The sequence below is a fragment of the Amycolatopsis sp. w19 genome (assembly GCF_051373225.1).
Classification (GTDB): domain Bacteria; phylum Actinomycetota; class Actinomycetes; order Mycobacteriales; family Pseudonocardiaceae; genus Amycolatopsis; species Amycolatopsis japonica.
On record NZ_JBPQFM010000017.1, the window covers coordinates 41,366 to 67,933 of the forward strand.

Sequence of the window (26,568 nt, forward strand, 5' to 3'; positions counted from 1 at the left end):
TTGGAGGATCGATGAAGGCCCGCCCCCACGTGACGCTGGAAGATGTGGCGCGCACCGCGGACGTGTCGCTCGCGACCGCGTCCCGCGTACTCAACGGCACCGCCACCGTCCGGGGGGATCTCCGCGAACGAGTGATCGCCGCGGCGGCCGAGCTCTCGTATACCCCCAATGCTCACGCTCAGGCATTGGCCGGTGGCTCACAGCCGACCGTCGGGGTGATCTGCCACGACGTCGGCGATCCGTATTTCGCCGCGATCGCCGGCGGGATCATGCGCGCGGCGAGTGAAAACGATCTTCTGGTGATGCTCGCGAGCACGTTCCGCGATCCGGCCAAGGAGGTCGCGTACGTTTCGACGCTGCGTGCCCAGCGCGCGTCGGCCATTCTGCTGATCGGTTCCGCGTTCGAGGACAAGGCGTGGGAAAAGGCGATGGCCGCCGAACTCGAACCGTACCGGCGCGGCGGCGGGCATGTCGCCGCGGTCAGCAGGCATCGCGGGCTCAAAGTGGACACCGTCCAGCCCGACAACCGGGGTGGCGGCGCCGAACTGGCGAAGGCCCTGCTGGACTTGGGACACCGCCGTTTCGCCGTGCTCGCCGGGCCGAAGAGCCTGACCACCGTCGTCGACCGCCTCGACGGGTTCGCCGCGGAACTGCTGGAGCACGGCGTCGAACTGGCCGAGGACGACGTCTTCGAGGCGGCGTTCACCCGCGACGGCGGTTACGAGGCGATGGAGAAGGTCCTCGCCCGGCCGCGCAAGCAGTGGCCGACGTGTGTGTTCGCGGTGACCGACGTGATGGCGATCGGCGCGATGTCGGCCCTACGCGACGCCGAGGTCTCCGTGCCCGGCGAGATGTCGATCGCCGGCTTCGACGACATCCCGGTAGTGCGCGATCTCACGCCCGCGCTGACCACGGTCGCGCTGCCGCTGGAGAAGCTGGGTGAACGGGCCATGGACCTGGCGTTCAAGGCCTCCCCCGGCACCCGGCCGCGCGTGGTGAAGATGTCCGGCGAGGTCGTCCTGCGCCGCAGCACCGCCGCTCCCGCGCGCTGAAACCCTTGTGTGCGGCCCGCGGGGTGACTTAACGTGGTCTGAGAAAGCGCTTTCTCACACCGCGCCACGGAGACCCGATGACCTTGATCGCCCTTCCCACCGCCGACGGCGGACTGGCGGAATGGACGCCGCGAGGGGCGGAAACGCCCGCGAAACCGGCGACTCCGCCGACCTCCCGGATCGCCTACGCGGCCGCGCACGTGGTCGCCGACCCGTTCGCCCCCGCCGACCCCGAAGAAGGCGCGGTACTGGACTGGGACATCACTCTCGCCTTCCGCGAGCACCTGTGGTCCTGCGGTCTCGGCGTCGCCGAAGCCATGGACACCGCGCAACGCGGGATGGGCCTGGACTGGGCCACCACCAAGGAGCTGATCCGCCGCACCGGGGCGCTCGCCGCCGGACGACCGTGGGTGGCGGGCGTCGGCACCGACCAGCTCCCCGACGGTGAAGCGACCGCCGGGTCCATTGTGGACGCCTGGCGCGAGCAGCTGGACCTGGTCGGCGAGGCGGGCGCGATCCCGGTCGTGATGGCCAGCCGCGCGCTCGCCGCGTCGGCTTCCGGGCCCGCGGACTACCATGCCGCGTACGGGAAACTGCTCTCCGGCGCGGACCGCCCGGTCCTGCTGCACTGGCTGGGAGAGCAGTTCGACCCGGCGCTGGCGGGTTACTGGGGCCACGATGACGTCCGCAAGGCGGCCGAGGAACTGGGCAGGCTCTGCGCCGAGCATGCCGGCGTGATCGCCGGGGTCAAGGTTTCGGTGCTCGACGCGTCGGTCGAGACCGAATTCCGCCGCGCGCTGCCCGAAGGCGTCAAGTGCTACACCGGCGACGACTTCAACTATCCGGAACTCATCGCCGGAGACGAGCAGGGCCACAGCGAAGCGCTTCTGGGCATCTTCGACGCCGTCGCGCAGGTCGCGGGCGCCGCGCTCGCCCGCCTCGACGAGGGCGACAAAGCCGGTTTCCACGGCCTGCTCGACCCGACGATCGCCTTGAGCCGGGCCATCTTCCGTGCCCCCACGAGGAACTACAAGACCGGCGTCGTCTTCCTCGCCTACCTCAACGGGCACCAGGACCACTTCCGCATGGTCGCGGGCCGCGAGTCGGCCCGGTCCATCACGCATCTGGCCGAACTGCTGCGCCTGGCCGACGCCGCGGGCGCGCTCACCGACCCGGAGCTCGCCGTCGCGCGGATGCGGCCGCTGCTGGCCGCGGCGGGGGTGGCCTGATGGACCGGTTGAGCCTGAACCAGATCACCACCAAGGCGTGGTCGCTGCCGGAGGCCGTCGCGGGCTGCGCCGAGGCGGGCGTCCGCTGGATCGGCCTGTGGCGCGACAAGGTCGCCGAGACCGGCGTCGAGGAAGCCGCCCGGTTGCTCAAGGAGTACGACGTCGGTGTGTCGTCGTTGTGCCGCGGTGGTTTCTTCACCGGGGTCACCCCGGAAGGATCCCCTGTGGACGGTGTCGCGCAGACCAGGGAGGCGATCGACGAAGCCGCCGCGCTGGGTGCGGACGTCCTCGTCCTGGTCGTCGGCGGGGTGAACGGCAGCCTGAAGTCTTCGCGACAGCGTGTCGCGGACGCGGTCGGCGAGCTGGCGCCGTACGCCGGTGAGCGCGGGGTCCGCCTCGGCCTGGAACCGTTGCACCCCATGCAGTGCGCCGAACGTTCCGTCCTGTCCACTGTGGACGAGGCGCTGGCGATCGCGCTGGAACATCCGGCCGATCAGGTCGGCGTGATCGTCGACGAATTCCACGTGTGGTGGGACCCGCGGATCGAGGAGTCGATCGCCGCGGCGGCGGGCCGGATCGCCGGATTCCACGTCTGCGACCAGAAGGCGCCCCTGACCGACACCCTGCTCGGCCGGGCGCTGCCCGGTGACGGCCCGATCGACCACCGGCATCTGAAGGCGTGTGTCGAGGCCGCCGGGTACACCGGCCCGATCGAGGTCGAGGTGTTCGACGCCGACCTTTGGCGCCGTCCCGGTGGCGAGGTGCTCGCGGAGACCGTCAAGGCCTACCGCGACCACGTTTCCTGACGAAAGTAAGGGTCCCTCGCTGCCCAAGGTCGGCTGTCCGGGCGGCCGTGGTCTCCTACCGTTCGCGGCATGAAACCACGGCTGCTCTGGTGGCTGGGCACAGCGTTGCTCCTGCTCGCCGTCCACACCGCCTGGAACGTTCCGCTCGCGGCCTGGGTGTTCCCGGTCCTCCTCCTCCGTTACGCCCGGCTGGTACCCACGCGCCGCGCGATCCTGATGGTGGGACTGTCCCTGTTGATCGGGCAGTTGTTCTGGCTCGGTGTCACCGGTCTGCTGTTCGTGCTCTCCGGTCTGCTCGCCTTCACCTTGCTCGCCGTGCTGCAGACGACGGCGTTCCTCGCCGATCGCCTGCTCGCCGACCGCGTCGGCCTCTTGAAGACACTGGTGTTCCCGGTGACGCTCGTCGCGGGCGAGTACCTCTTCACGGTGATCACCGGATTCGGGGACTTCGGCGCGCTCGGCAGCACCCAGTCCACGAACCTGCCGCTGCTCCAAACGGCTTCCGTGACCGGTGTCTACGGGCTCACCTTCGTCATGGCGTGGTCCGCCTCGGTGGCGAACACCGTTTGGACGGAAGGATGGCGGCCGGTCAAACGCACGGTCGTCGTGCACCTTTGCCTGCTCGGAGTGGTGTTCGCCGCCGGTGGCGCGCGGTTGCTGTTCGACGCTCCCACGACGAACACGGTGCGGGTCGCGGGGATCAGCCCGTCGGCCGAGGCGGACCGGTCGAGTTCGGACGCGCTGAAGCGGATCGGCGTGAAGTACTGGCGTGCCGAAGAAGTCGTCACCGCCGACCCGGTCGCGATCGGTGCGGCGTTCGCGCCGGTCACCGAGGATCTCGTGACGAGGACCCGGCAGCAGGCGTCGGCGGGCGCGAAGATCGTGCTCTGGCCGGAAACGCACGCCGGCGTGCTGGAACGCGATCAAGCGGCGCTGCTCGCCCGTATGGGCACCGAAGCGAAGCAGGCGGGGATCCACGTCGGACTCGCGTACTCGCTTTACACCGCGCAGGCACCGTTCATCCGCAACGTGGCCGTGCTCGTCGGGCCGTCCGGCGAGGTGCTCTGGACCTATGACAAGACGCATCCGACGCCGATGGAGCCGATGACGCCGGGTCCAGGTGTCGTCCCCACCGAGGATTCGCCGTACGGACGGATCGCGTCGGTCATCTGTTATGACGCGGATTTCCCCGGTCTGATGCGCCAAGCCGCGGACAAGGGGACCTCGCTGATGCTCGTCCCCGCCAACGACTGGCCGGGATTCGGCGCGCTGCACGCGGAAAAGGCCGTCTTCCGCGCGGTGGAGAACGGATATTCACTCTTCCGGCAGTCCACTCACGGGAATTCCACCGCCGTGGACGGTCAGGGCCGGGTGCTCGGGCACGCCGACTACTACCGGACGGATCAGCAGACGCTCGTCGCGGATCTGCCGGTGCAGCCGAGAACACAGACCGTGTACGCCCGTGTCGGTGACGTGTTCGCCTGGCTGTGCCTCGCCGTCGCCGCGCTCTGTCCTTTATGGACATATCGAAGGAAACGTTAGCGCCCCGTTACGGAAGGCGTGGTGTTCCTAACGTCTCAGCCGAAAAGAACAGTGTTCAACGGTTAAGCTCCCCCGCATGCCGAAACTGCTGGTGGTGGAAGACGACGACGCGATCGGCGGCGTCCTCGAATCGACCCTCCGTCTGCACGGCTACGAGGTTTCCTGGCAGCGTGACGGCCGCACCGCGCTCGCGGCCGCGGCGGACGGCGACATCGACTTCGTCCTGCTCGACCTCGGCCTGCCGGATCTGGACGGGGTCGAGGTCTGCCGTCGGCTGCGGGCGGAGCTGCCCGGCGCCGTCCTGGTCATCCTGACCGCGCGCCAGGAGGAGATGGACGTCGTCGTGGGCCTGGAGGCCGGCGCCGACGACTACCTCACCAAACCCATCCGGCTCGGCGAGCTGCTCGCCAGGGTGCGGGCGCATCTGCGGCGCGGGACGGCGCCGCCGGAGAGCAGGCCCGCGATCGCCATCGGCTATCTGCGGGTGGACACCGCCGGCCGCCGGGTCAGCGTCGGCGGCAAGGAGATCGCGTTGCGGGCCAAGGAGTTCGACCTGCTCGCCCGGCTGGCCGAACAGCCGGGCGTCGCGGTCAGCCGCGACACCCTGATGTCCGAGGTGTGGGACGCGCACTGGTACGGCTCCACGAAGACGCTCGACGTCCACATCGCGGCGTTGCGCCGGAAGCTGACCGAATCGGCGCCCACGCCCGAGCAGGCACCCAGGATCTCGACCCTGCGAGGGCACGGTTACCGCCTGGAGCAACCCTTCGAGAATCAGTAGTCGCGCAGGTCGGAGACCTCGTCGCGGGCGGCGAGCTGCGCGATCCGGGCCGACGCCGCCACGCACGACGCGATCACCACCAGCGCCAGCAGCCCGAAGTAGCCGTGCGGCGAAGGCACCCTCTCCACCTTCGAGACGAAGACGAACAGCACGCCCAGCAGATGCCCGGCGATCAGGCCGCCGCCTCCGACCACCAGCGCGTCTCCCGCGATGAACGCCGCCACCTGCCGCCGTTTCCCGCCGAGCGTGCTCACGATCAGCAGATCGCGGCGACGTTCGTTGAGCGCCGCGCCGAACGACGGCCCGGCCGCGGCGGCCGCGAGGATCAGCGAGGCGATCAGGTCCACCTCGGCCTCGCCGCAGCCGTCCCTGGTGAGGGCGGTCGCCATGGCGAACGCCACCGCCAGCGCGACCAGTACCACCGACCGCGCCAGGAGCGCGCTCCGCCACGAAATGGACAGCGCGATCACGCCCGCGAGCCCCGAGACGAGCGGCCGGAGTATCCCGCCGATCGCGCGTTTTCCCTTCCGCAGCCCCAGCTCCACCAACCGCCACAGCAGCATCGTGCCGCCCGCCCAGCCGAACAGCGGCCAGACGAAGGCGAGCGCGAGCAGGATGACGTCGAGGCCGTAGGTCGACCACCAGGGCGGCCCGCCGTCGGCCGGGACGAAATACCACTCGCGCAGCACCGGGGGCAGGATGGCGAGTGCCGCGACGAGCAGTCCGGCGAGCAGCAAGAGAACGATTTCCCGGACGACGGCTACGCCCGTACCGGTCGCGAAGCCACAAGCCAGGGACACGACACTCCCGACCACGCCGCCCGCCAGCCCTGCCGCCGCGGCTTCGGCGGCGGCCAGCCCGACCACCTGCCCGCCCGTGGCGCCGCGGGCACGCAGCAGGTCCTGATCCGCCCGCAGCACCCTCGCCGAGGGCGTGGACAGCAGCACCACCAGCACCATCGCGGGGATCCAGCGCGGCGCCGGGGCCCAGGTCCAGTCGTGCACCGCGAGCAGCGTGGTCACGATCGCGACCCCGGCCGCGGGCACGCCGAGCCTGGCGGGGCGCACGCGCGCGATCCCGCCGACCCACAACGCCATCGCGGCGATCACCGGTCCAGCACCAGCTTCCCGTCGACCATGGCCCAGTGTTCCCCGAACAGCCCGGCCGGGGCGGCTTCGGCCGTCGCCACCAGCAATCCGGCGGCCAGCTGGTCCGCGGCGCGCACGAGCCTGCCGAGGAGCCGCTCGCCCTCGCGCTGGTCGAGCCAGCCCGCCGGGTCGTCGGCGAGGATCAGTTTCGGCGCGGGCGCGAGCGCCCTGGCCAGGATGGCGAGCCGGATCTGCTCGCCGGTCAGCTCGCGGGGTGCCTTCTTGGCGAAGCCGGCGAGGCCCACGAGCTCCAGCGCCCCGTCGACGGCGTCGCGGACCGCCGTGCCGGTCCGCCCGGCGAGCACGAGCGGCAGGGCGACGTTGAGCCGGACGTCGAGGTCGCGCAGCAGCCCGCCGTCCTGCAGTACCAGCCCGATCAGGTCGGGCCCCGGCGGCGACGGCTCGAAGGCGGGCCAGTCGATGGTGCCCGCCGTCGGTTTCTTCATCCCGGCGAGCAGGTGCAGCAGCGTGGTCTTCCCCGCGCCCGCCCTGCCGGTCACCACCGCGCGGGTCTCCGCACCGATCACGCAGGTGACGCCGTGCACGGCGACCACGGCGGTCAGCCCGGAACCGTAGGTGTGCGCCAGTTCGTCGGCGCGGACCAGTGGCGCCGTCACGCCACTCTCACGATCCGCTGCGCGGCCGCCGCGATCTCGGGGTCACGGGTCGCCACGACGACGGCCGTCCCGCGGGCCGCGACGGCGCACAGCAGATCCATGAGTTCGAGTGCGGCGAGCCCGTCGAGCTCGCCCGCCGGTTCGTCGGCGAGGAGCACGTCAGGCGCCCCGGCCAGTGCGACGGCGACTCCGGCCCGCGCGCCTTCCAGCGCCGACAGCGTGCCCGGGTAGTCGTCGCCCCGTCCGGCCAGCCCGACCAGTTCGAGCAGGTCACCGGCGGTGCGCCGCCCGGCGAGCCGCCCAGCCAGCACGACGTTCCGCCCGACGGTGAGGTGGTCGAAGAGGTTTCCGCGCCGGAGCAGCACGCCGACCCCTGGAGCGCCGAGGAGGGCCTCGCCGCTTCCGGCGGGCAGCACGGCCACACACTCGCCCGGGACGGCGAACCGGACGAGGGGGACGGATCCGGGCCCCGGGCCTGCCATGACGGCGGCACGTCGGCGCATGGCCCCAAGGTAAGGCGAAGGGGGTCAACATCGCCTTGATCTCAGGTCAACGGACGGCAAAATATCGCGTCGGGTGGGTGATCCTCTCGCACTTCGGCCACACTCTGAGCGTGCGCCGCCGGATCGTCACCCTCACCGTGCTGGCCGCGGTGCTGGCGATCACCCTGTTCGGGGCGCCGCTGGCCATCGCGGTCGCCAAGTTCCACGAGGGCAACTCGACCCACGACCTCGAACGGGTCGCCGACACCGTCGTCCTCGGCGTGGCCGGCGATCTGGCCAACGGCCGGATCCCGGAACTGAGACCGGTCAAAGAGGAGGAAGGCCGGATCCGCGGGATCAGGGTCGCGGTCTACACCCCGACCGGCAGGCTCCTGGCAGGCAACGGCCCGAACAGCGAAGACCGCTTCGTCCGCGAAGCGCACTACACCGACATGGCGACCGGCACCCGCGACGACGAGATCGTCCTGGCCGTCCCGGTACTCAGCGGGCCGTCGCTGGTCGGGGTGGTCCGCGCCGCCCATCCCCGGTCTGAACTGGACGCCAAGATCCGCCTGACCTGGCTGAAGATGATCGCGCTCGCCGGGATCGCGATCGGTGCGAGCTGGCTGATCGGGCGCCGGATCGCCACCCGGCTGGCGCGGCCGCTGGAGGATCTGGCCGCCACCGCCGAACGGCTCGGCGAAGGCGACTTCACCGTCCGCACGCGCCGGACCGGGGTCCACGAGATCGATCAGGTCGCCGAGGCGCTCGACGTCACGTCCGAGCGGATCGGCGAGACGCTGGACCGCGAGCGGACCTTCTCCTCCGACGCCTCCCACCAGCTGCGAACCCCGCTGACCGGGCTTCGGCTGCAGCTGGAGGCCGCGCTGGAAAGCCCCGACCGCGACCCCTACGCGACGATCCGCGACGGCATCGCCTCGGCCGACCGGCTCGAACGCACCATCGACGACCTGCTGGCGCTGGCCAAACAGACGAGGGCCCCGCGCGCGCTGCTCGACCTGGGCAAACTCTTCGAGGAGGTCCGCCAGACCTGGCACGGCCTGCTCGCCGGACGCGGCCGCGCGCTGCGGATCAGCGGCCGGGACGCCCTGCCGGCGCGGGCGGCGGACGCGGCCGTGCGGCAGGTGCTCGCCGTACTGCTGGACAACGCGGCGACCCACGGCCGCGGCACGGTGTCCGTCCTCGCGCGTGACGCCGGGGACGCGCTGGCCATCGACGTGAGCGACGAGGGCGCCATCGAGGACGGGCACGATCCGTTCGCGACCGTCGACCGGACCGAGGACCACGAAGGCAACGGGATCGGGCTGCGGCTGGCGCGGAGCCTGGCCGAGGCGGAAGGCGGGCGGCTGCGGCTGACCAGCCCGGCGCCGACGACGTTCACGCTGCTGCTGCCCGCCGAACGCCCCTCGCCGAAAGAAGAAGGCCCGGGCCTGGCGAGCTAGGGGGGGTTACTCGCCAGGCCGGGCCGGTAGGAGGCAAACGCGCCCCGACAGCGCGCACGGCATGCCACCTGACTGAAGACGGTAAAGACCAGCGGGCCAACAGACGGTACACGCCGGATTAACTGACACTTTGCTTTTTGATGTCACACGGGTTCGGCCATCGTCCGGCCGGGCTGAATCGATCGTGGGAAGATTGACCGCATGACCACCGAGCCGGCGCCGAGATGGCGGAGACTGGAACCGGACGAGCGCAAGGAGCAGATCTTCGCCTGCGCGGCCCGCCTTTTCTCCGACCGCCCGTACTCGGAAGTGTCCACTTCGGACATCGCCGCCGAGGCCGGGGTCGCCAGGGGTCTGATCAACCACTACTTCGGCACGAAACGCGAGCTCTACCTGGAGATCATCCGGCGGGCGCTGACCGTGCCGCGGCTCGCCGTCGAGATCCTGCCGGAAGGCCCGCTCGAACTGCGCGCCGACGTCGCCATCGACTGGTTCCTGGACATGGTCACCAGCCAGGAGAAGATGTGGCTGGCCGCGATCGCACCGGAGGGCATCGGCCGGGATCTCGAGGTCGAACGGATCCTCGAAGAAGCCGATCGCGAATCGGCCGACCGGGTGCTCGAAGCCGTCGGCCTCTCCCGCGAAAGCGAACACGGGCCGGAACTGAACGCCCTCGTCCGCGCGTTCGGCGGGATGGTCAAGGCCGCGGGCCGCGAATGGCTCGTGCGCGGTTCACTCGATCGCGCGCAGGTGCACACCTTGCTCAGCAAATCGCTGGTCACGCTGGTGGGCGACGTGTTCCCGGAGATCCAGCGAGGCTGAAAAGGGAGAAGCCCCCGGCACCTCGAGGGGAGGTTGGTGCCAGGGGCTTCGGGACCGGTGACGAGCACCGGTATTCCTCCACACTACGCCGATTCCCTGTCACGGCTCTGTCAAACGTCCGATTGCGTTCAGCTGGGTGAGCCGGAGTTCGAGACCGTCGAGACAACGCTGCACGGCGTAATGGTAAAGCCGCTCGTAGTAACCGGCCGCGAGGTCCGGATCCGCGACCAGCTCGGAGATCGACTCGCCCAGCGCCGCCATGCCGGGCAGGTCCTCGCGCGTGCGGTACGCCGCGTAGCCCTCGCATCGGTCGAGCTGGAGCGCCATCGCGCTCTCCCGGTCGTCCTCCATCGCGACGAACTGGCAGGCGGTGGCGAGCAGCAGGTTGTAGGCGAACGGCGCCTCGCTGCCGAAACCCGCCGCGAGCAGACGGCCGATGCCGGTGTTCATGGTCGGCACGGCGGCGGCGACCGACGGCCCGAACAGGGCGAGGCGGCGCGCCGAACCGGGATAGCGGCGCAGCACGGTCCGCACGGTCGGCAGGAATTCGTCGAACCAGTCCCGCCACGACAAGGCCTCGTCGGGCAGCGTCAGTTCGCCGACCACCCGGTCCAGCACCGCGACGACGACGGTGTCCCGGTCGCCGACGTGGTGGTAGACCACCGCGGGGTAGGCGTCGACGGCGGCCGCGAGCTGCCGCAACGTCCAGTTCTCCAGGCCCGATTCGGCCGACAGCTCCAGCGCGGCGTCGACGATCCGGTCCCTGGTGACGGCCGGCCGTCCGGAAGCCGCGCGGGACCTCGGCCGGGAACCCGCGTCTTCGGAGAAAGTCGGCATGCGGGCTACCGTATCCGCATTCGGCTGGTCGGACGGCGGGGGCTTCCGGCAGGATCAGGCCATGCCCCGCGCGCGTGTGAACGGTCTCGAACTCGAGTACGACACCTTCGGCTCCCCCGCGGATCCGCCACTGGTCCTGGTGATGGGACTCGGCGCCCAGATGGTGACGTGGGAGGAGGGCTTCTGTGCGCTGCTCGCCGAGGGCGGCTTCCACGTCGTCCGCTTCGACAACCGCGACATCGGTCTCTCGTCCTATCTGGACGATCTCCCCGCGCCGGATCTGGCCGCGCTCGCCGCGGGCGACCTGGCCTCCGCGCCGTACCTGCTGTCCGATCTCGCCGCCGACATCACCGGGTTGTTCGACGCGCTCGGTTTCGCCCGCGCGCACGTCGTCGGGGCGTCGATGGGCGGGATGATCGTGCAGCAGCTCGCGATCGACTCGCCCGAGCGGCTGCTCAGCCTCACGTCGATCATGTCGACCACCGGGGATCCCTCGGTCGGGCATCCGGAGCCCGCCGCGCTCGCCGGGCTGACGCGGCCGCCCGCCGCCACCCGGGAGCAGGCGATCGAAGACGGCGTCGCATGGTTCAAGCTCGTGGGTTCGCCCGGTCACCCGTCCGACGAAGAGTTCCTGCGCATGAAGGCCACCCGCAACTACGACCGCGCGAATCACCCCGAGGGTGCACTGCGGCAGGCCGCCGCCGTCGTCGCTTCGGGTGACCGCACGGCGAAGCTGCGCGACGTCCACGTCCCCACGCTCGTCATCCACGGCGAAAGCGACCCGCTGATCAACGTCAGCGGCGGGAAGGCGACCGCGGAGGCGATCCCGGACGCGGAACTGCTGCTGTTCCCCGGAATGGGTCACGAACTGCCGCGGCAGCTGTGGCCCGCGATCGCCGACGCGATCATCGCGCACGCGCGCAAGGCCTGAAGGGGCAGGATTCCGTCAAGGTTCCAGGCTGAGCCGTAGGGAAGGCGTTCACGCCCGCGGCACGGCCGGTCACACGGAGTTGACTGGGCGGATGAGGAATCCCGAGTGTTTCGGCTTCCCGTTCGGTTGTGCCGCCGTCGTCGCCGCCGCGTCGGTGGCCGGACTGCTCGGCTCGGCGCGACATCACGTCTTTTCCTTGCTGGCCTTGGGTTTCGTCGTACTCGCCACCGGTATCGTGACGCGTTCGACCGCGACCGCGGGGACGGCGGTGATCGCCTGGGGTGTCCATTCGGGATTCACCGTCGGGACACTGGGCGCGCTCCAGTTCACGACCGAGACGGGCGTCGCCGCCCTCGTGTTCACCGCCGCGACCGCGGTCGGCGCGCTCGCACGGCGTTTCGTCCACGATGCCAGGTCCGAGTCGCCCCACCCCCTGGAAGGGGCGACTCGGACGCGGCTTTCCGGCCCTGACACACCTGCCCATCCCCCTCCGGTGGGCGAGTGCGACGGGGATCATCGATCACGGGAAGGTTCCAGCTGGTCCGCTCGTACCCAGGTCGCGTGAAAACCGAGCGGGACCCGCTGGGGCAAGAGGACCCTGGCCACGGGTCCGGCAGCGAGATCGGCGGCGTCGAAGACGTCCAGCTCCGAGCGCCCCTCACGCTCGTCCTGGACGAAGGTCACCAGATAGCCGTCGGCGGAATCGGCGGCCGCGCCGTCGCGGGGTGCGAACGGCGCCTCACTGCCCCACCGGCCCGGACCGAAACGGTGTTCGGTCTTGGCGCCGGCAAGATTGTCGTAGCACACCAGGCCGTCGAATTTGAGCGTCGACTCCGGCGAGATGTGCACCGCGTAGGAGAAGCGATTCCGGCCGCCGACCACCCTCGAGTCGACGGACGGAAATTCGGTGTTGTCGTCGTCGAGCTGGTTCTCCAGGCACTGCCCGGTCCGGAGGTTGAACCGGTAGCGGTGCAGCGAGGCGTCCAGCCGCAGGTACGACAGCATCTTGGCGAGCGGGGTGCGGGCGTCCGCGCGCGGTTGCGGGCGCTGGACACGGCAGACGTCGAGGACGATTTCTTCGCCCTGCTCCCAGGAATTGACGACGTGGTAGATGTAGCAGGGGCTGGCTTCGAACCAGCGGATCTGGCTACCGTTACCGTAGCGAGGAAGCACCCCGAACCGGCTCGGCAGCGACCGGTCGAACAACAGCCTGTGACGGCCGTTGCGCGCCGCCTCCATGTCCTGGACCAGCGGTAAATCCATCAGGACGGCGTAGTTCTCGGTGATCGCCATGTCGTGCGGCAGGCGCGGACCGGGGAGTTCGATATCGGTCGCGCTCGCGACCTTGCCGTCCGCGCTGATCACGCCGTAGCGCAGGTACGGCGGGCGCGGCCCGTAGTCGAACCAGAACATCTCGCCGGTGCGCTCGTCGACCTTCGGATGGGCCATCATGTCGCCGACCAGCGTGCCGAGGAAGTCTTCGGCGCCCAGTGTCTCCAGGGAAAGCGGATCGACCGCGTACGGCGTGCCGCACATGTACCAGGTGGAGAGCACCTTGCCGCGATGGAAGATCAGGTCGGTATTGGCGCTGTCCTTGACGTTCAGGCCGTGCGTGTTGCCGAACGGGTTGCCCCTGGGCGACTCCATGACGCCCTTCCAGAGCGCCTTGCCCGCTTCGGATTCGGCCTCGAACGCCTTGGTTCGGACCCAGCGGTTGCGGTAGCGGGCCTTGCCGTTCTCCAGGTGGACGGCGTGGATCATGCCGTCGCCGTCGAACCAGTGGTAGCGCCCCTCCGGCTCGAACCGGGGATTCGGCCCGTTGCGCAGGTACACGCCGTTGAGGTCCGCGGGGATCTTGCCGATGACCTCGAGATCGCTCGCGTCGATCTCCTCGCCGACCGGGGCGTAGACGCCCATCAGGTACGGGTTGACCTCGGGTTCCCCGGTGGCGGCTGCCACCAGGACCGGCTGCTCGGAGGTGCTCGTCATCGGTACTCCCCGGCTGGTTCGTGTTGACCGATGGCTGAGACACTATGATTTCTGTAGTCAGGTGTCAAGAGGCTTCTGTTGCTGTAGTCAGTAGTACGCTGACAGCGACATCACCCTTGGAAGGAACCACGTGACAGAGGCGACGGCGCACCGCGTCCGGCCGGCGGGCGATCCGCTGCGCCGGGCGCTCGAACTGCTCGGCGATCAGTGGACCTTGCTGATCCTGCAGAGCCTTTTCCTGCGCTTCCGCCGTTACGAGGAGCTCCGGCTGCGGCTCGGCATCTCCCCCACCGCGTTGTCCGGGCGGCTGCGCGAAATGGTCGACGCGGGCGTGCTCGTCCGCACGCCGTACCGGGACGCGCGCCGCACCCGGCACGAGTACCGGCTCACCGGACGCGGCCTCGATCTGTGGCCGCTGCTGATCTCGATCTGGGCGTGGGAACGGGAATGGGTCGAGGGACGGCGCGCGGTACTGCCGACGCTGATCCATCTCGACTGCGAACTGGCCACGTCGGCGCCGCTCGGCTGCGCCTCGTGCGAACGCCGGGTCGACGCCCGCGACGTCCGCGCGCGGCGGCTCGACGAGACCGGCGTCGTCGAAGCGACGGCGTCGAAACGCTTCCGCCGCAAGGACGCCGAGTCCCTCGCGGGCGATCCGCTGATGTTCTTCCCGGACACGATGGAACTCCTCGGTGACCGGTGGTCGACCGGAGTCGTGGTGAGCGCGCTGCTCGGGGCACGGCATTTCTCGGAGTTCGAACGCGAACTGGGCATCGGGCCGAGCGTGCTCTCGGGGCGGCTGTCGAGACTCGTGGACGTCGGCGTGCTGCGGACCGGGATCGCGAAGACCCGCACCGACGCGCACGACTACCGGCTGACGGCGAAAGGGCTCGCGTTCTTCCCCGCGCTGGCCTTCATCGCCGAATGGTCGCGAGGTTTCGAGGTCCCGGGCCAGGAGCCCGACATCACGCTGGAGCACGTGGACTGCGGCAACCGGCTGAAGCCGATCCTGCTGTGCGATCACTGCTGGCACCCGCTGCTGCGGGACCGGGTCCGGTTCGGCGGTCCGGTCCAGCTGCCGGCGCCGTCCAGGTGACGTAAATCGACTCGCCAAGGCGGTCGGTTCCTGACAGGCTGGCGTGGTCACACGTCGTCACCTCGGAGGTAAGAATGACTGAACCCGCACCGTCACCGGCGGATGGCGAAGAGGACGACACGAAGCGCAAGTTCCGCGAGGCCCTGGAGCGCAAGCAGGCTCAGGCCCGCTCAGGCTCGGCGCACGAGAACGGCGGCGGGAAGAACCTGCACGCGCACGGTCCGGCGGCGAACAAGCGCACCTTCCGTCGCAAGAGCGGCTGAGTCCCCGGCACACCCCAGTGCCATGAAAGGTCCTTTCCTTGCAAATTTTGCAAGGAAAGGACCTTTCATTGCGTTCAGAGGGCCGCGTCCAGGGACCTACACCGTCAGGATCGACCGCAGCCCGCCGACCTCGGCCATCCGGCGTTCGGCCAGCCGGTCCGCCGCCGTCGCCGGCGGGACACCGTCGGCCTTCGCCAGCGCGAAGACCGCCTTGGTGGTGTCGAAGATGGCCGTCGTCTTGCGCTTGGCGCGCGCGAAGTCGAAGCCGTGCCGCTCGTCGTCGACCTGGATCACGCCACCGGCGTTGACCAGGTAGTCCGGCGCGAAGAGGATGCCGCGGTCGTCGAGCTGCTTGCCGACGCCCGGATGCGCGAGCTGGTTGTTGGCCGCGCCGCAGACGATCTTCGAGCGGAGCAGGCCGACGGTCTCGTCGGTGAGCACCCCGCCCAGCGCGCACGGCGCGAAGACGTCGAGTTCGGTGCGGATCAGCGCGTCGATGTCTTCGACGACTTCGACCCCGGGGTACGCCGCGCGGGTGCGCTCGATCGCCGCGGGCGAGACGTCGGTGATGACCACCTGCGCGCCCGCCTCGATCAGATGCCCGACCAGGATGTGCCCGACCTTGCCGACGCCGGCGACGCCGACCTTGCGGCCCGCGAGGTCCGGGACACCCCAGACGGCGTCCGCGGAGGCGCGCATGCCCTGGTAGGTGCCGAAAGCGGTGAGCACCGAGGAGTCGCCGGCGCCGCCGTTCTCCGGCGAGCGGCCCGTGACGAACTCCGATTCACGGGCGACGATGTCCATGTCCTGCACGTAGGTGCCCACGTCGCAGGCGGTGATGTAGCGGCCGCCCAACGTCTGGACGAACCGGCCGAACGCGCGAAGCAGCGCTTCGGTCTTGTGCTTCTGGGGGTCGCCGATGATGACGGCCTTGCCGCCGCCGAGGTCGAGCCCGGCGAGCGCGTTCTTGTACGCCATCCCCTTCGACAGCGCGAGGACGTCCGCGAGCGCGGCGTCTTCGGATTCGTAGGGGTAGAACCGGGTCCCGCCGAGCGACGGCCCGAGCGCCGTCGAGTAGATCCCGATGATGGCCTTCAGGCCGGTGGCCTGGTCTTGACAGAAGACGACCTGTTCATGGCCGGTACCTTGGCCGAACACTTCGGTCACTGTGGTGACTCCTTGTCCTGGAGTGCACGCTGCTTGTGGCTCACGTGCGAAGTTCCTGCAACAAGGCACAGTCCCCGACGAAGGTCGTCCGGCGGCGACGGTGCCACATCGCAAACCTAGATCGCCCCGGTCCGTTCGCCAAGCCGGGGCCGAGGTGTCTCAGCCGTCGACGACCTCTTGAAGGACACGGAGCGCGGAATCGAGCTGCCGGTCGGACAGATACGGCGCCGGTCCGAACCGCAGATACGCGCCGCGGCTGTCGGTCCGGACGCCGCGTTCGGCGAGGGCGGTCTGCAGCGCTCCGGCGTCGGCGCATTTCAGCGACAGGAAGCCGCCGACGCGGTCGAGCGGCGTCTCCCGGTCACGGGTGATGACGTCCTCGGGCAGCCCGAGCTTGTCGAAGCCCTCGGCGAGGAAGCCCACCTGGTGCCGCGAAACCTCCCGCAGGAACTCGGGCGTGAGCCCGTGCTCGGCGAAGAACCGGAAGACGCGAGCGCCCCGGTAGTGGCTCGTCGGGTCGTAGGTCGCTCCGGCGAACCTGTCCGATCCGGCGGCATAGGCGATCTGGCCGGGCCGGCGCTCGTCCGCGAGCGCGCCGAACTCGGCGTACCAGCCGGTGACGACCGGCCGCAGTTCCTGCGCGTGCGCGGGCATCCGCAGGAAGCAGTTGCCCTCGCCGAGCTGGAGGTACTTGTAGCCGCCGCCGAGCACCCAGGCGTTGGTGAGCCCGAGGTCGTGCAGCGAGAACGGGACGACGCCGAGCGCGTGGTAGGCGTCGACGACGAGGTTCACCGACTTCGAAAGGCAGACGTCGGCGAGATGCGCGAGCCCCGGCACGAGCCGGGAGGTCTCGAACAGCACGGCCGAGACAAGCACGGCGGCGGTGTCTTCGGTGACCTCGGCCGCGACGCGTTCGGCCAGCGTGGCGACCGGCGCCGCGGGGACGCGGACCACCTCGACGCCTTCCTCCGCCAGCCTGCCCAGCTGACGGCGCAGGGTGTGGAACTCGCCGTCGGTGGTGACCAGGCGCGGACGGCGAGGCAGGTCCATCGCCGAGAGGAACCGGATCACCAGATCGTGGGTACTGGCGCCGAGCGCGATACCGCCGTGCGGGTCACCGAGCAGCGCCCGGAACCCAGCGCGCATCTCGTCGGCCTTCGCGAAGGCCCGGTCCCATTTCGTGTCGACCTCTTCGGCCGCGTCGGCGAAGGCCTCCAGAAGACCTTCCCGCGCGACGTCCGGCCACGCCTGATGCGAGTGCCCGGTCAACAGGATCCGGTCCGCCACACCGAACGCCTGGTAGTGCTCCGCGAGCGCGTTGGGATCGCGGCGGAGTTCGTCGAGGTTCGTCAAAGCCTGCTCCGCACCGCCCAGAGATCCGGGAACATCGGGGAGAAAAGCGTCGTACGCAGATAGTGCGCGCCCGACGAACCCCCCGTCCCGGTCTTGTCTCCGATGGTGCGCTCGACCATCTTCACGTGCCGATACCGCCACTCCTGCATCCCTTCGTCCAGATCGACCAGGTGCTCCGCCACGACGGACGGCCCGGTGTCGTCGCGGTAGACCCGCAACAGAACCTCTTGGAGCGCCGGAGAGGGTTCGAGTGGCTTGGTGACATCGCGCCCGGTCGGGACGTCGTACCCCTTCACCGCCAGGTAGGTGACGAAGGAGTCGAAGAGCGACGGCCGTGACATCGCGTCCGCGATCTGGGCGCGCTGTTCACCGCCTTCGGGGTAATGCGCGAACACCCGCTCGTCCCGGCGGCCGAGGACGGCCTCCAGGACACGGAACTGAGCAGACTGGAACCCGCTCGACGCGTCGAGTCGCGCACGGAAACTGGTGAACTGGCTCGGAGTCATCGTCTCGAGCACATCGATCTGCGCGACCACCACCTTGAAGATAGTCAGGATTCGCCGCAAAGTGCGGACGGCGTGAGCGGTGTTACCCGCTTCGAGTTGCTCCTGCAGGTAAAGCGCCTCGTGGAGAACTTGTTTGAACCAAAGTTCATACACTTGGTGGATCACGATGAAGAGCAATTCGTCGTGCTCGTCGGACCTCGGATGCTGCGCGTCCAGCAATTCGTCCAGCGAAAGGTAGGACGTGTAACTCAATGCGGCCTGAGTGTCGTTCATTTTTCTGTCACCTCGTCGAAATGGCGTTGCGCCGCCGGGGCCAGCGCCTGATAGAGATCGTGGAACAACTCGACCGCGGCCGCCCGGCTCGGCGGAGCGGGCACCAGCCCGACCGGGAGCTCCGGATCGAGTGACGGGAAGGCGCGGAACGTATGCGTCAGCCAGGTTCGGACTCCGAACGCCTCGGCGTCAGGCAGGTCGCCTGAATATCCGCCGAAATCCCGGACGAACGCGTCGTAACGCGCGGCGAGGCCGTCGAGGTTCCATGCCCGCGCGGCGAACCGCCGGACGTCGAGCCCGGCCGACGGCTTCCCGAGCATCAGCCCGGCGTGTTCGGCGACGTCCAGTTCGGCCAGGAGGGCGAGCACCTCGGCCTCGCGGTCGTGCGGGGCGATCCAGGTGCCGTCCTGGACCGGGCCGAAACCGAGGAAGCGCAGCCGTCGCACCAGCCGCTCCCTGGCCTGGCGGCGGCTCTCCGGGATGCTCTGCCACAGCACGGTCCACTGCCCGGCCTCGCGGTCGCGTCTGCCGAGGGAGAAGATCCGGCGGTCGCCGTCCTCCAGCAGCGCGATCGTGCGGCGGGTCAGCGAGTAGTGGACGAGCCTGCCCGCCTTGTGCCTCGCGAGCAGGTCGCGGCGGGCGAGCCTGGCCAGCGCGATCCGCGCGGCGCCGTCGGAGAAGCCGAGCCCGGCGAGCACCCCGACCAGGCCGCCGGACCAGACACGGCGGCTCTCGCGCGGCGACACGTAGGTGCCGAGCAGGGTCATCACCAGCTCCTGGGGACCTGGGTCGCCGTGGGGCGGGGCCGATTCGGGCATGAGCGCAACTCTATACACCTCAGGCCGCTGCGGTGTAGCTTGATTCGAGTGACGTACTTCGCGGAGTTGAGCTCGCGTCAGGTGGCCGCGCTCGCGTCCGACGCGCGCGTTCCCGTGCTGCTGCTCCCGGTGGGCGCCGTCGAGCCGCACGGGCCGCACGCGCCGCTGGGCACCGATCCCCTGATCTCACGCGGGATGTGCGAACGTGCCGCCGCGAGGCTGGCCGGCGATCCCGGTTTGCGCGTGCTGATCCTGCCCGAGGTGCCGTACGGGGTGACGCGGTTCGCCGCCGGGTTCGCGGGCGGTGTCTCGATCGGCGAAGAGACCCTGTACGCGCTGCTGACCGAGATCTGCGGCGCGCTCACCGAGCAGGGGCTCACCCGGATCCTGCTGGTCAACAACCATTTCGAGCCGGCGCATCTCGCCGTACTGCGGCGGGTGGCGGAGACGGCGGACGTCGGCTTCGTCGACCTCGTCCGCCGCCGGTACGCCGCGCGGCTCACCGACGAGTTCCGCTCGGGTGAATGCCATGCCGGGCAGTACGAGACGTCGCTGGTGCTGGCCGACCGGCCGGATCTCGTGGACGCCGCCGTCCAGCGCGGACTGCCCGCGGTCCACGTCGACCTGGCGCGCGGCGGGGTCACAGACTTCGCCTCGGCCGGGATGACCGAGGCCTACTGCGGCACCCCCGCCCAGGCGACCGCCGAGGAAGGCGAGAAGACCTTCTCGGTACTCACCGACATCCTGGTCGAAGCGATCCGGGAGCTCGTATGACCTTCAATCTGGCGACCCATTTCGTCGACCGCCTCCCCGGGCAGCGGACGGCGTTGCTGTGCGGCGACGAGGAAGTCACGTACGCGCGGCTCGGCGCATTGGTGAACCGGGCCGGGAACGTGCTGCGCGAACTCGGTGTCCGAAGTGGACAGCGGGTTCTGCTGGCGCTCAACGACAGCGTCGAGTTCGTGGCCGTCTGGTACGCGGCACAGAAGATCGGCGCGGTCACCGCCGAGGTCTATTCTTTTCTGCAGCCCAAGGATTACGCGTACTACCTCGGCTACACGGAGGCCGTCGTCGTCATCGCGGACGCCTCGACGCTGCCCGCGTTGCGCGAAGCCGGGGCACGGAACCTGCTGGTCGTCGGCGATGTGGAGTTGCTGCCCGGCGAACACTCGTTCTCCGCGCTGATCGCGTCGGCGCCGGCCGAACTGGAAGCCGCGCCGACCACGCTCGACGACGTCGCGATCTGGAAGTTCACCACCGGCAGCACCGGCGCGCCCAAGGCGTGCGTGCACCCGGCGCGCAGCGCGCTGGAAAGCTTCGACCGGTACGCGCTCGGCGTGCTCGGACTCCGCGAGGACGACCGCGTACTGGCCGTGCCGAAGCTGTTCTTCGGCTACGCGCGCGATCTGACCGCGTTGTTCCCGTTCGGCGTGGGCGCGTCCGGGATCGTGTTCCCGCAACGCAGCACCACCGACCTGCTGTTCTCGCTGATCGAGCGCTACCGGCCGACGATCCTGGTCAACGTGCCGACCATGATGAGCGCGATGATCGCCCATCCGGCGGCGGCAGGAGTGGACATGAGCTCGCTACGGCTCGCGACGTCGGCGGGTGAGGCCTTGCCGTCGGAGCTGCATCGCAAGTGGGACAACCTGTTCGGTGTCCCGGTGATCGACGGGATCGGCTCGTCGGAGGCGTACCACATCTATCTGTCCAACGTGCCCGGCGCGCAGCGGGTCGGCAGCCTCGGCCGCGAGGTCCCCGGCTACACCGCCCGCGTGCTGGACGAGAGCGGCGATCCGTTGCCGGACGGGGAGATCGGCACCCTGGAGGTGACCGGCCCGACCATCGCGCGCGAGTACTACGGCGACGCCGAGAAAACGGCGCGGACATTCGACGGCGACACCCTGCGCACCGGCGATCTGTTCAGCCGCGACACCGACGGATACTTCCACCACCACGGCCGCGCCGACGACCTGCTGAAGGTGTCCGGCGTGTTCGTCGCGCCGAGCGAGATCGAAGACTGCCTCATCGGTCATCCCGCCGTCGTCGACTGCGCGGTGCTGGGGGTGACCGTCGACGGCCTCGTCGTCCCGCGGGCGTGCGTCGTCCTGGCGGAGGGCGCTTCCGCCACGGCCGGAGAACTCAAGGATCACGCGCGGGCCCAGCTGGCGAAGCACAAGTATCCGCGCGAGGTGGTGTTCGTGACCGAACTCCCCCGCACCGCCAACGGAAAACTCGATCGGCGCGCGCTGCGCCGGGTGGAGGCAGAGTGAGCAGGATCGTCGTCGTCACCGGCGGGACCCGCGGGATCGGCGCGGCCATCGCCGCCCGGTTCCGGGCCGCCGGCGACAAGGTGCACGCCCCCGGCCGGGCCGACTGCGACGTCACCGACGAAGACGCCGTCGCGCGGTACTTCGACGGTCTCGGGCCGGTGGACGTGCTGGTGAACAACGCCGGGATCTCGGCGAGCGCCCCGCTGGCGAAGACCTCGCTGGAGCAGTGGCGGACCCAGTTCGAAGTCAACGCGACCGGCGCTTTCCTGTGTACACGGGCGGTCCTGCCCGGCATGCGGTCGCGCGACACCGGCCGGATCGTCACCGTCGCCTCGACGGCGTCGCATATCGGCTACCGCTACACGGCCGGCTACACGGCCTCGAAGCACGCCGCCGTCGGCCTGATGCGGGCGGCCGCCGCGGAACTGGCGGGCACCGGCGTCACCGCGAACGCCGTCTGCCCGGCCTTCGTGCGCACGGACATGACGGCCGCCTCCGTCGCCCGGATCCAGGAACGGACCGGCCGCGACGAAGCCGGCGCGGAAGCCGCCCTCGCCGCCGCGTCACCGCTCGGCCGCCTGCTCGAACCCGACGAGGTCGCTCACGCGGTGACCTTCTTCGCGGCGCCCGAAGCCGCCGCGATCAACGGACAGACACTCGTCCTCGATGGAGGTGGGATCCAGTCATGAGCCCGTTCCGCGCCACGCCGCCGATCACGACGGACTGGGAGCACTTCGAGTTCACCGTGGACGACGGCGTCGCCACGGTCACCTTGAACCGCCCCGACAAACTGAACGCGCTCACCTTCGACAGCTACGCCGACCTGCGCGACCTGCTGGCCGAATTGCCGCATCGCGGCGACGTCCGGGTGCTGGTCATCACCGGGCAGGGGCGGGGTTTCTGCTCCGGCGGCGACGTCGAAGAGATCATCGGCGAACTGCAGAAGATGGAGTCCGCGGAACTGCTGGAGTTCACGCGGATGACCGGCGCGGTGGTGAAGGCGCTGCGGGAATGCCCCATCCCGGTGATCGCCGCGGTGAACGGTGTCGCCGCGGGCGCTGGCTCGGTGATCGCGCTGGCGAGCGACTTCCGACTGCTGGCGTCGTCGGCGAAGTTCGCCTTCCTGTTCACGAAGGTCGGACTGGCCGGCGCGGACATGGGCTCGGCGTACCTGCTGCCGCGGCTGGTCGGGCTCGGCCGGGCGACGGAACTGCTGATGCTGGGCGACAAGATCGACGCTGCCCGGGCCGAGACCATCGGGCTGGCTTCGAAGGTGGTGCCCGACGATTCACTGGCTTCGGAGGCTTTGGCGTTGGCGCGGCGTCTTGCCGATGGGCCGGCTTTGGCTTACAGCACGACGAAGGTTCTGTTGACGCGCGAGCTCGATATGGATCTGGGGAGTTCCATCGAGCTGGAGGCGATCACGCAGGCTTTGCTGATGACGGCGAAGGATCATGGGGAGTTCTATGCGGCGTGGACGGCTGGGCGTTCTCCTCAGTGGACTGGTCGGTGAGGTCTTTTCGGTGACCGTCGGGGCTGGCGCCGGTCGGTCGTGACCGGCCTGGTGACGATGGACTGTGTGGATTTTAGTGCGTTGGATGACCTGAAATCCACACAGTCGTGCGTGATCGGGCCAGTCGTGATGATCGTCCGTTAGGGAGTGCTTCGGTCGTCGCTGAATCTGGGAAGGCGCAGGCCCTCAGTCGCGGATACGGAGGGCTTCGTCGCCGAGTGGCGGGTCCTGAGGTTCTCGGTCGGGCGAGCGATGGACTGTGTGGATCTTGGGACATCACCCACATGGGCATGCCGAGGGGCCCGTCGCCTGGATGGCTAACGGGCTCCTCGGGGTTCAGACGTGATGCAGGGTGTTACGGCGGGGTTTTCGGGGCGGATCTCGGTATTGGGGTGGGATGAATTCCGGTAACCCGTCGGCCGCCATGCGTACTTCCCAGTCACCGTGGTGAATCAGCCGATGATGGAAGCCGCAGAGCAACACGAGATTCCGAAGATCCGTCGGCCCGCCGTCTGCCCAATGATGAATGTGATGAGCGTGGCAGTTCTTCGGTTTCCGATGACACCCGGGGAAGGCGCAGCCACCGTCGCGGATGTTCAACGCGCGTCTCTGGCCTGGGGTGACGAACCGTCTCAGGCGCCCCATATCCAGCGGCTCACCCGACGCGCCCATCACAACCGGCACCATCAGGCAATCGCAGGCGGCGAGCCGGGCTTCCCGAGCGGTCATCGTCCCGACGAAGTCCAGGCAGGCGGTGCCGAGGCCGGATTTGAGTTCCTCCAGCCCGATGGTGACATGCACCAAGGTGCGGTAGCCACTGGTACCGGGCTGGTCGGGGCAGGCGATGGCCAGATCGAGCAGTTCGGCCCAGGCGTCTCCCATGCGTTCGCACTTCATCCGCAGATCCGCCTGACCGAACTCATCCACCGGGCGTGGCTGGGCATGCGCTTCCAACGCGGCCGCGGTGCGGGCCCCGGTCTCGTCATCGAGGAGGCCAGTGAGTTTCCAGAAGCCGTCTTTGCGCCGCTCCAGGGTGATCTCGCGGCGTGGTTCCTTCGGCTCAGGATCTTTGGGTTCCTTGCCGTCGGGATTCAGCAAGCCTTGCAGGTTCGCTTCGGCCTTGGCGAGTTGGCGGGGACCGGCGTTCGGGGCGAGATTGGCGAGGATCTGCTCCGCACCCGCCCGCTCCTCCGCCGAAATGTCGGCCGGGAGGTTCTTCAAGATCTCCAGGATCTGATCGATCCGCTCATCCCCGACCAACCCCTGAGCGGCGACCGCGGCAGTCGCGGGCGCGACCGGCGGAACCTCAGTGCCATCCAACGCACGCGTCGGGTTCAACGCGATCGCCCGCTTCACGATCGGACCCGCCTCACCACGTGACAGCCCCGCGATCTCGGCGAGCCAGCTCGCCGTGCTCCCATGCCCATACAAGTCTTTGGCGCCACGAGACTCGATCTCCGCCAGGAACTGCCCCAGACAGGCGGTCGCGATCCGGATAACCTGCAAAGCGTGCTGCACGCCATGGGCAAGCTCCAGCTTGCCAGCGCGCCACAGTTCTTGCGGCAACTCGGGGAGGAAGGTCTCGGACACGACTCCATAATACCCGAAGAAATCGAACACGTGTTCGTAATTTTAAGCAACCAGCAAATCGCACGAACAACACTGAAGAGTGAAACGGCCGCCGACCCCGAATCATCTCGCGAACGCACTTCACGCACTTAGTCGACTAAGAGCGTGTCTTACGTGGTGATCGGTTGCCCGTAAGCGATGATCTTGGTCGTGGTGGATCGGTTGTCGCTGCGGCTGGTGCCGGATGAGCTCTGGGAATTGGCGGAGCCGTTGATTCCGGTGTTCGAGCCGCGCCCGCAGGGCGGTGGTACGGCGCCGCTGGACGCTCGCGCGGTGTTCACGGCGATTGTGTATGTGCTGAGCAGCGGGTGTGCTTGGCGGGATGTGCCGCCGTCGTTCGGGGTGCCGTTCCAGACCGCGCACCGTCGCTTCGGCCAGTGGACCGAAGCTGGTCTGTGGCGGCGGTTGCATCACGCGGTTCTGGACGAACTCGGTGGCCGTGACCTGATCGACTGGTCGCGCGCGATCGTCGACGGAGCAAGCGTGCGCGCGAAAAAAGGGGATCCATGACCGGACCCAGCCCGGTGGACCGCGGCAAACCCGGCTCGAAAATCCACGCCCTGTCCGACCGCGACGGGCTCCCGCTGACCGTCGCGATCTCCGCGGCCAACACCCACGACAGCTGTGCGCTCAAACCGCTGGTCATGGCGGTGCCGGCGATCAAATCCCGGCGCGGCCCGCGGCGGCGCAAGCCCGCCAAACTGCACGCCGACAAGGCCTACGACCAACCCGACCTCCGAGCCTGGGTCGCCCGCCGCGGCATCAAGGTCCGCATCGCCCGCAGAGGAATCGAATCCACCGGCAAGCTCGGCAAACACCGCTGGGTCATCGAGCGGACCATGGCCTGGTTCACCGGATACCGCCGCCTGACCCTGCGCTACGAACGCAAAGCCGAACACTTCCTCGCCTTCCTCCTCCTCGCCGCAGCACTCACCTGCCACAAGAAACTCCGCAAACACACCACATGAGACAAGCCCTTAGTCGGCTAAATGCGAAAGGTGACCCGCGGCGCCCAGCAACCGATCGGCCAGAACCCGGCACCGCTCCCCCAATTCCACCGGCTCGATCACCTCGAAAGCGTGCCCCAGCACCACCACATGCATCAGCAGGAAATCGAGATCCCCGGCCCCGCTCAGCACCTCGCACCGCGAACGTCCCCGTTCCCGCACCACGGCGGCCGACGCCGGGATCTGCGAACGCACGACCGGAGCGGGCGCGTGGACCAGGAATCGCGCCTGGTGCCGGTAGACGCGGCTGGCGATGTTCTCCTGCACGTACGCCGCCGCGTCGGGCGCCTCGCGCGGGCGGAAACGCCACGATCGCGCGGAAACCTCGGTCATCTTGTCGACGCGGAAGGTGCGCCAGTCGTCGCGGTCGAGGTCGTAGGCGAGCAGATACCAGCGCCGCCCCGAGGCCACCAGACGGTACGGCTCGACCCGCCGCGGCACAGAACCCGAAGACGGATACTCGAAGGCCGCTTCGACCTCGTCGCGGCAAGCGCGGGCCAGGGTCATGAGCACGTCGGGGTCGATCGGCGCGCGGCTTCCGTCGAAGGCGACCACGGAGCCGGACAGCGCGCTCACTTCGCGCCGCAGTCTGGTCGGCAGCACCCGGTCGAGTTTCGTCAGCGCCCGCAACGCGGCTTCCCCGCTGCCCGCGCCGGCGAGCAGCGAGACCGCGGTGGCGATCGCCTCCTCGTCGTCCAGCAGCAACGGCGGCATGTCGTGCCCTGGCCCGAGCTGGTAGCCCCCGCCGACGCCGTTGCTCGCCTGCACCGGGTAACCGAGCGCGCGCAGCCGCTCGACGTCCCGCCGGATCGTGCGCGGCGTGACACCGAGCCGTTCCCCCAGCTCCGGGCCGGTCCACACGGCGCGCTGCTGCAACAGCCCGAGCAGGGTGAGCACCCGTTCGGTCGTCCCGCGCTCGTCCTCCATGTCACCCACTGTGCCAGAGATAGCGGACCGATCCTGTCCGCTAG

Annotated in this window: 27 protein-coding genes; 16 read left to right on the forward strand and 11 right to left on the reverse strand. The window is 69.4% G+C overall.

Annotation, left to right across the window (positions count from 1 at the left end; translation table 11 throughout):
• The first annotated feature begins 11 nt into the window (after nucleotides 1-11).
• The 5 genes from ACSMFO_RS28430 to ACSMFO_RS28450 all read left to right on the forward strand — a co-directional run bounded on the left by ACSMFO_RS28430 (nucleotide 12) and on the right by ACSMFO_RS28450 (nucleotide 5,410).
• Nucleotides 12-1,052, forward strand: coding sequence for a LacI family DNA-binding transcriptional regulator (locus ACSMFO_RS28430; RefSeq protein WP_436461150.1), 1,041 nt, complete (start codon nucleotides 12-14; stop codon nucleotides 1,050-1,052).
• A 77-nt stretch (nucleotides 1,053-1,129) separates the two neighbouring features.
• The gene (locus ACSMFO_RS28435; RefSeq protein ID WP_436461151.1) at nucleotides 1,130-2,281 is read left to right on the forward strand and encodes a dihydrodipicolinate synthase family protein; all 1,152 of its coding nucleotides are present in this window, start codon (nucleotides 1,130-1,132) and stop codon (nucleotides 2,279-2,281) included.
• Nucleotides 2,281-3,087, forward strand: a complete 807-nt coding sequence (locus ACSMFO_RS28440) for a sugar phosphate isomerase/epimerase family protein (protein ID WP_436461152.1) — start codon at nucleotides 2,281-2,283, stop codon at nucleotides 3,085-3,087. The genes ACSMFO_RS28435 and ACSMFO_RS28440 overlap by 1 nt, the downstream gene beginning before the upstream one ends.
• Before the next feature lie 69 nt (nucleotides 3,088-3,156).
• Nucleotides 3,157-4,629: an apolipoprotein N-acyltransferase gene (locus ACSMFO_RS28445; protein WP_436461153.1), complete on the forward strand. Its 1,473-nt coding sequence runs from the start codon at nucleotides 3,157-3,159 to the stop codon at nucleotides 4,627-4,629.
• Nucleotides 4,630-4,705: 76 nt separating this feature from the next.
• On the forward strand, nucleotides 4,706-5,410 hold the full coding sequence (locus ACSMFO_RS28450; protein WP_037346833.1) for a response regulator transcription factor: 705 nt from the start codon (nucleotides 4,706-4,708) through the stop codon (nucleotides 5,408-5,410).
• Here ACSMFO_RS28450 and ACSMFO_RS28455 read toward each other — a convergent pair.
• Genes ACSMFO_RS28455 through ACSMFO_RS28465 form a run of 3 tightly spaced genes read right to left on the reverse strand, consistent with a single transcriptional unit; the run spans nucleotide 5,404 to nucleotide 7,678 of the window.
• Nucleotides 5,404-6,519: an ABC transporter permease gene (locus ACSMFO_RS28455; RefSeq protein ID WP_436461154.1), complete on the reverse strand. Its 1,116-nt coding sequence runs from the start codon at nucleotides 6,517-6,519 to the stop codon at nucleotides 5,404-5,406. The genes ACSMFO_RS28450 and ACSMFO_RS28455 overlap by 7 nt on opposite strands.
• Nucleotides 6,516-7,175 (reverse strand): ATP-binding cassette domain-containing protein, encoded by a 660-nt coding sequence (locus tag ACSMFO_RS28460; RefSeq protein WP_436461155.1) that lies wholly within the window; start codon nucleotides 7,173-7,175, stop codon nucleotides 6,516-6,518. Before ACSMFO_RS28460 ends, ACSMFO_RS28455 begins: the two co-directional genes overlap by 4 nt.
• Nucleotides 7,172-7,678: a lipoprotein ABC transporter ATP-binding protein gene (locus tag ACSMFO_RS28465; protein ID WP_436461156.1), complete on the reverse strand. Its 507-nt coding sequence runs from the start codon at nucleotides 7,676-7,678 to the stop codon at nucleotides 7,172-7,174. Before ACSMFO_RS28465 ends, ACSMFO_RS28460 begins: the two co-directional genes overlap by 4 nt.
• 77 nt (nucleotides 7,679-7,755) lie before the next feature.
• On the opposite strand from ACSMFO_RS28465, the gene ACSMFO_RS28470 reads away from it, so the two are divergent.
• Nucleotides 7,756-9,120 carry an ATP-binding protein gene (locus tag ACSMFO_RS28470; protein WP_038517622.1) on the forward strand — a complete coding sequence of 455 codons (1,365 nt, stop codon included), beginning with the start codon at nucleotides 7,756-7,758 and terminating at the stop codon, nucleotides 9,118-9,120.
• A gap of 201 nt (nucleotides 9,121-9,321) precedes the next feature.
• Nucleotides 9,322-9,942 (forward strand): TetR/AcrR family transcriptional regulator, encoded by a 621-nt coding sequence (locus tag ACSMFO_RS28475; RefSeq protein WP_038517625.1) that lies wholly within the window; start codon nucleotides 9,322-9,324, stop codon nucleotides 9,940-9,942.
• A gap of 99 nt (nucleotides 9,943-10,041) precedes the next feature.
• Here the strand turns inward: ACSMFO_RS28475 and ACSMFO_RS28480 are convergent, their stop codons facing one another.
• Nucleotides 10,042-10,779 (reverse strand): TetR/AcrR family transcriptional regulator, encoded by a 738-nt coding sequence (locus ACSMFO_RS28480; RefSeq protein WP_436461157.1) that lies wholly within the window; start codon nucleotides 10,777-10,779, stop codon nucleotides 10,042-10,044.
• A gap of 61 nt (nucleotides 10,780-10,840) precedes the next feature.
• On the opposite strand from ACSMFO_RS28480, the gene ACSMFO_RS28485 reads away from it, so the two are divergent.
• Together ACSMFO_RS28485 and ACSMFO_RS28490 are read left to right on the forward strand one after the other, a co-directional pair.
• Nucleotides 10,841-11,710, forward strand: coding sequence for an alpha/beta fold hydrolase (locus ACSMFO_RS28485; protein ID WP_436461158.1), 870 nt, complete (start codon nucleotides 10,841-10,843; stop codon nucleotides 11,708-11,710).
• A 91-nt stretch (nucleotides 11,711-11,801) separates the two neighbouring features.
• Entirely contained in the window at nucleotides 11,802-12,275 is a 474-nt protein-coding gene (locus ACSMFO_RS28490) for a hypothetical protein (protein WP_436461159.1), read from the forward strand.
• Here ACSMFO_RS28490 and ACSMFO_RS28495 read toward each other — a convergent pair.
• Entirely contained in the window at nucleotides 12,224-13,699 is a 1,476-nt protein-coding gene (locus ACSMFO_RS28495) for a carotenoid oxygenase family protein (RefSeq protein ID WP_436461160.1), read from the reverse strand. The two genes, ACSMFO_RS28490 and ACSMFO_RS28495, sit on opposite strands and share 52 nt — an antisense overlap.
• Before the next feature lie 130 nt (nucleotides 13,700-13,829).
• On the opposite strand from ACSMFO_RS28495, the gene ACSMFO_RS28500 reads away from it, so the two are divergent.
• Both ACSMFO_RS28500 and ACSMFO_RS28505 read left to right on the forward strand, forming a co-directional pair.
• Nucleotides 13,830-14,795 (forward strand): winged helix-turn-helix transcriptional regulator, encoded by a 966-nt coding sequence (locus ACSMFO_RS28500; RefSeq protein WP_360129242.1) that lies wholly within the window; start codon nucleotides 13,830-13,832, stop codon nucleotides 14,793-14,795.
• Nucleotides 14,796-14,869: 74 nt separating this feature from the next.
• A complete protein-coding gene (locus ACSMFO_RS28505) occupies nucleotides 14,870-15,058 on the forward strand; it encodes a DUF5302 domain-containing protein (RefSeq protein ID WP_005162443.1) in 189 nt (62 codons plus the stop codon).
• A gap of 96 nt (nucleotides 15,059-15,154) precedes the next feature.
• On the opposite strand, the gene ACSMFO_RS28510 is transcribed toward ACSMFO_RS28505, so the two are convergent.
• From ACSMFO_RS28510 to ACSMFO_RS28525, 4 genes are all read right to left on the reverse strand, one after another.
• Nucleotides 15,155-16,225, reverse strand: a complete 1,071-nt coding sequence (locus ACSMFO_RS28510) for a Glu/Leu/Phe/Val family dehydrogenase (RefSeq protein ID WP_073847669.1) — start codon at nucleotides 16,223-16,225, stop codon at nucleotides 15,155-15,157.
• A 159-nt stretch (nucleotides 16,226-16,384) separates the two neighbouring features.
• Nucleotides 16,385-17,578 carry a kynureninase gene (locus ACSMFO_RS28515; protein ID WP_436461161.1) on the reverse strand — a complete coding sequence of 398 codons (1,194 nt, stop codon included), beginning with the start codon at nucleotides 17,576-17,578 and terminating at the stop codon, nucleotides 16,385-16,387.
• The gene (locus tag ACSMFO_RS28520) at nucleotides 17,575-18,357 is read right to left on the reverse strand and encodes a tryptophan 2,3-dioxygenase (protein ID WP_007033945.1); all 783 of its coding nucleotides are present in this window, start codon (nucleotides 18,355-18,357) and stop codon (nucleotides 17,575-17,577) included. The genes ACSMFO_RS28515 and ACSMFO_RS28520 overlap by 4 nt, the downstream gene beginning before the upstream one ends.
• Complete coding sequence (locus ACSMFO_RS28525) at nucleotides 18,354-19,175, reverse strand: PaaX family transcriptional regulator (protein ID WP_436461162.1); 822 nt, start codon at nucleotides 19,173-19,175, stop codon at nucleotides 18,354-18,356. Before ACSMFO_RS28525 ends, ACSMFO_RS28520 begins: the two co-directional genes overlap by 4 nt.
• 48 nt (nucleotides 19,176-19,223) lie before the next feature.
• On the opposite strand from ACSMFO_RS28525, the gene ACSMFO_RS28530 reads away from it, so the two are divergent.
• The 4 genes from ACSMFO_RS28530 to ACSMFO_RS28545 are packed head-to-tail and all read left to right on the forward strand — an operon-like array spanning nucleotide 19,224 to nucleotide 22,961.
• On the forward strand, nucleotides 19,224-19,949 hold the full coding sequence (locus ACSMFO_RS28530; RefSeq protein ID WP_038517649.1) for a creatininase family protein: 726 nt from the start codon (nucleotides 19,224-19,226) through the stop codon (nucleotides 19,947-19,949).
• Nucleotides 19,946-21,448, forward strand: coding sequence for a benzoate-CoA ligase family protein (locus ACSMFO_RS28535; protein WP_436461163.1), 1,503 nt, complete (start codon nucleotides 19,946-19,948; stop codon nucleotides 21,446-21,448). The genes ACSMFO_RS28530 and ACSMFO_RS28535 overlap by 4 nt, the downstream gene beginning before the upstream one ends.
• A complete protein-coding gene (locus tag ACSMFO_RS28540; RefSeq protein ID WP_436461164.1) occupies nucleotides 21,445-22,137 on the forward strand; it encodes an SDR family NAD(P)-dependent oxidoreductase in 693 nt (230 codons plus the stop codon). Before ACSMFO_RS28535 ends, ACSMFO_RS28540 begins: the two co-directional genes overlap by 4 nt.
• Entirely contained in the window at nucleotides 22,134-22,961 is an 828-nt protein-coding gene (locus ACSMFO_RS28545; RefSeq protein WP_360088877.1) for an enoyl-CoA hydratase family protein, read from the forward strand. Before ACSMFO_RS28540 ends, ACSMFO_RS28545 begins: the two co-directional genes overlap by 4 nt.
• Before the next feature lie 336 nt (nucleotides 22,962-23,297).
• Here the strand turns inward: ACSMFO_RS28545 and ACSMFO_RS28550 are convergent, their stop codons facing one another.
• Complete coding sequence (locus ACSMFO_RS28550) at nucleotides 23,298-24,551, reverse strand: DUF222 domain-containing protein (protein ID WP_436461165.1); 1,254 nt, start codon at nucleotides 24,549-24,551, stop codon at nucleotides 23,298-23,300.
• Between the two features lie 189 nt (nucleotides 24,552-24,740).
• Here ACSMFO_RS28550 and ACSMFO_RS28555 point away from each other — a divergent pair.
• A protein-coding gene (locus ACSMFO_RS28555; RefSeq protein WP_436461166.1) for an IS5 family transposase occupies nucleotides 24,741-25,558 on the forward strand; the annotation gives its coding sequence in 2 pieces (ribosomal slippage) (nucleotides 24,741-25,089 and nucleotides 25,089-25,558; 819 coding nt in all).
• A gap of 9 nt (nucleotides 25,559-25,567) precedes the next feature.
• Here the strand turns inward: ACSMFO_RS28555 and ACSMFO_RS28560 are convergent.
• A complete protein-coding gene (locus tag ACSMFO_RS28560) occupies nucleotides 25,568-26,524 on the reverse strand; it encodes a helix-turn-helix transcriptional regulator (RefSeq protein ID WP_436461167.1) in 957 nt (318 codons plus the stop codon).
• Between the last annotated feature and the right edge of the window lie 44 nt (nucleotides 26,525-26,568).

Coding starts and splice junctions, on each gene's coding strand:
- ACSMFO_RS28430 (WP_436461150.1), top strand. CDS start 12: ATGAAGGCCCGCCCCCACGTGACGCTGGAAGATGTGGCGCGCACCGCG.
- ACSMFO_RS28435 (WP_436461151.1), top strand. CDS start 1,130: ATGACCTTGATCGCCCTTCCCACCGCCGACGGCGGACTGGCGGAATGG.
- ACSMFO_RS28440 (WP_436461152.1), top strand. CDS start 2,281: ATGGACCGGTTGAGCCTGAACCAGATCACCACCAAGGCGTGGTCGCTG.
- ACSMFO_RS28445 (WP_436461153.1), top strand. CDS start 3,157: ATGAAACCACGGCTGCTCTGGTGGCTGGGCACAGCGTTGCTCCTGCTC.
- ACSMFO_RS28450 (WP_037346833.1), top strand. CDS start 4,706: ATGCCGAAACTGCTGGTGGTGGAAGACGACGACGCGATCGGCGGCGTC.
- ACSMFO_RS28465 (WP_436461156.1), bottom strand. CDS start 7,678: ATGCGCCGACGTGCCGCCGTCATGGCAGGCCCGGGGCCCGGATCCGTC.
- ACSMFO_RS28475 (WP_038517625.1), top strand. CDS start 9,322: ATGACCACCGAGCCGGCGCCGAGATGGCGGAGACTGGAACCGGACGAG.
- ACSMFO_RS28480 (WP_436461157.1), bottom strand. CDS start 10,779: ATGCCGACTTTCTCCGAAGACGCGGGTTCCCGGCCGAGGTCCCGCGCG.
- ACSMFO_RS28485 (WP_436461158.1), top strand. CDS start 10,841: ATGCCCCGCGCGCGTGTGAACGGTCTCGAACTCGAGTACGACACCTTC.
- ACSMFO_RS28490 (WP_436461159.1), top strand. CDS start 11,802: ATGAGGAATCCCGAGTGTTTCGGCTTCCCGTTCGGTTGTGCCGCCGTC.
- ACSMFO_RS28495 (WP_436461160.1), bottom strand. CDS start 13,699: ATGACGAGCACCTCCGAGCAGCCGGTCCTGGTGGCAGCCGCCACCGGG.
- ACSMFO_RS28505 (WP_005162443.1), top strand. CDS start 14,870: ATGACTGAACCCGCACCGTCACCGGCGGATGGCGAAGAGGACGACACG.
- ACSMFO_RS28520 (WP_007033945.1), bottom strand. CDS start 18,357: ATGAACGACACTCAGGCCGCATTGAGTTACACGTCCTACCTTTCGCTG.
- ACSMFO_RS28525 (WP_436461162.1), bottom strand. CDS start 19,175: ATGCCCGAATCGGCCCCGCCCCACGGCGACCCAGGTCCCCAGGAGCTG.
- ACSMFO_RS28535 (WP_436461163.1), top strand. CDS start 19,946: ATGACCTTCAATCTGGCGACCCATTTCGTCGACCGCCTCCCCGGGCAG.
- ACSMFO_RS28545 (WP_360088877.1), top strand. CDS start 22,134: ATGAGCCCGTTCCGCGCCACGCCGCCGATCACGACGGACTGGGAGCAC.
- ACSMFO_RS28560 (WP_436461167.1), bottom strand. CDS start 26,524: ATGGAGGACGAGCGCGGGACGACCGAACGGGTGCTCACCCTGCTCGGG.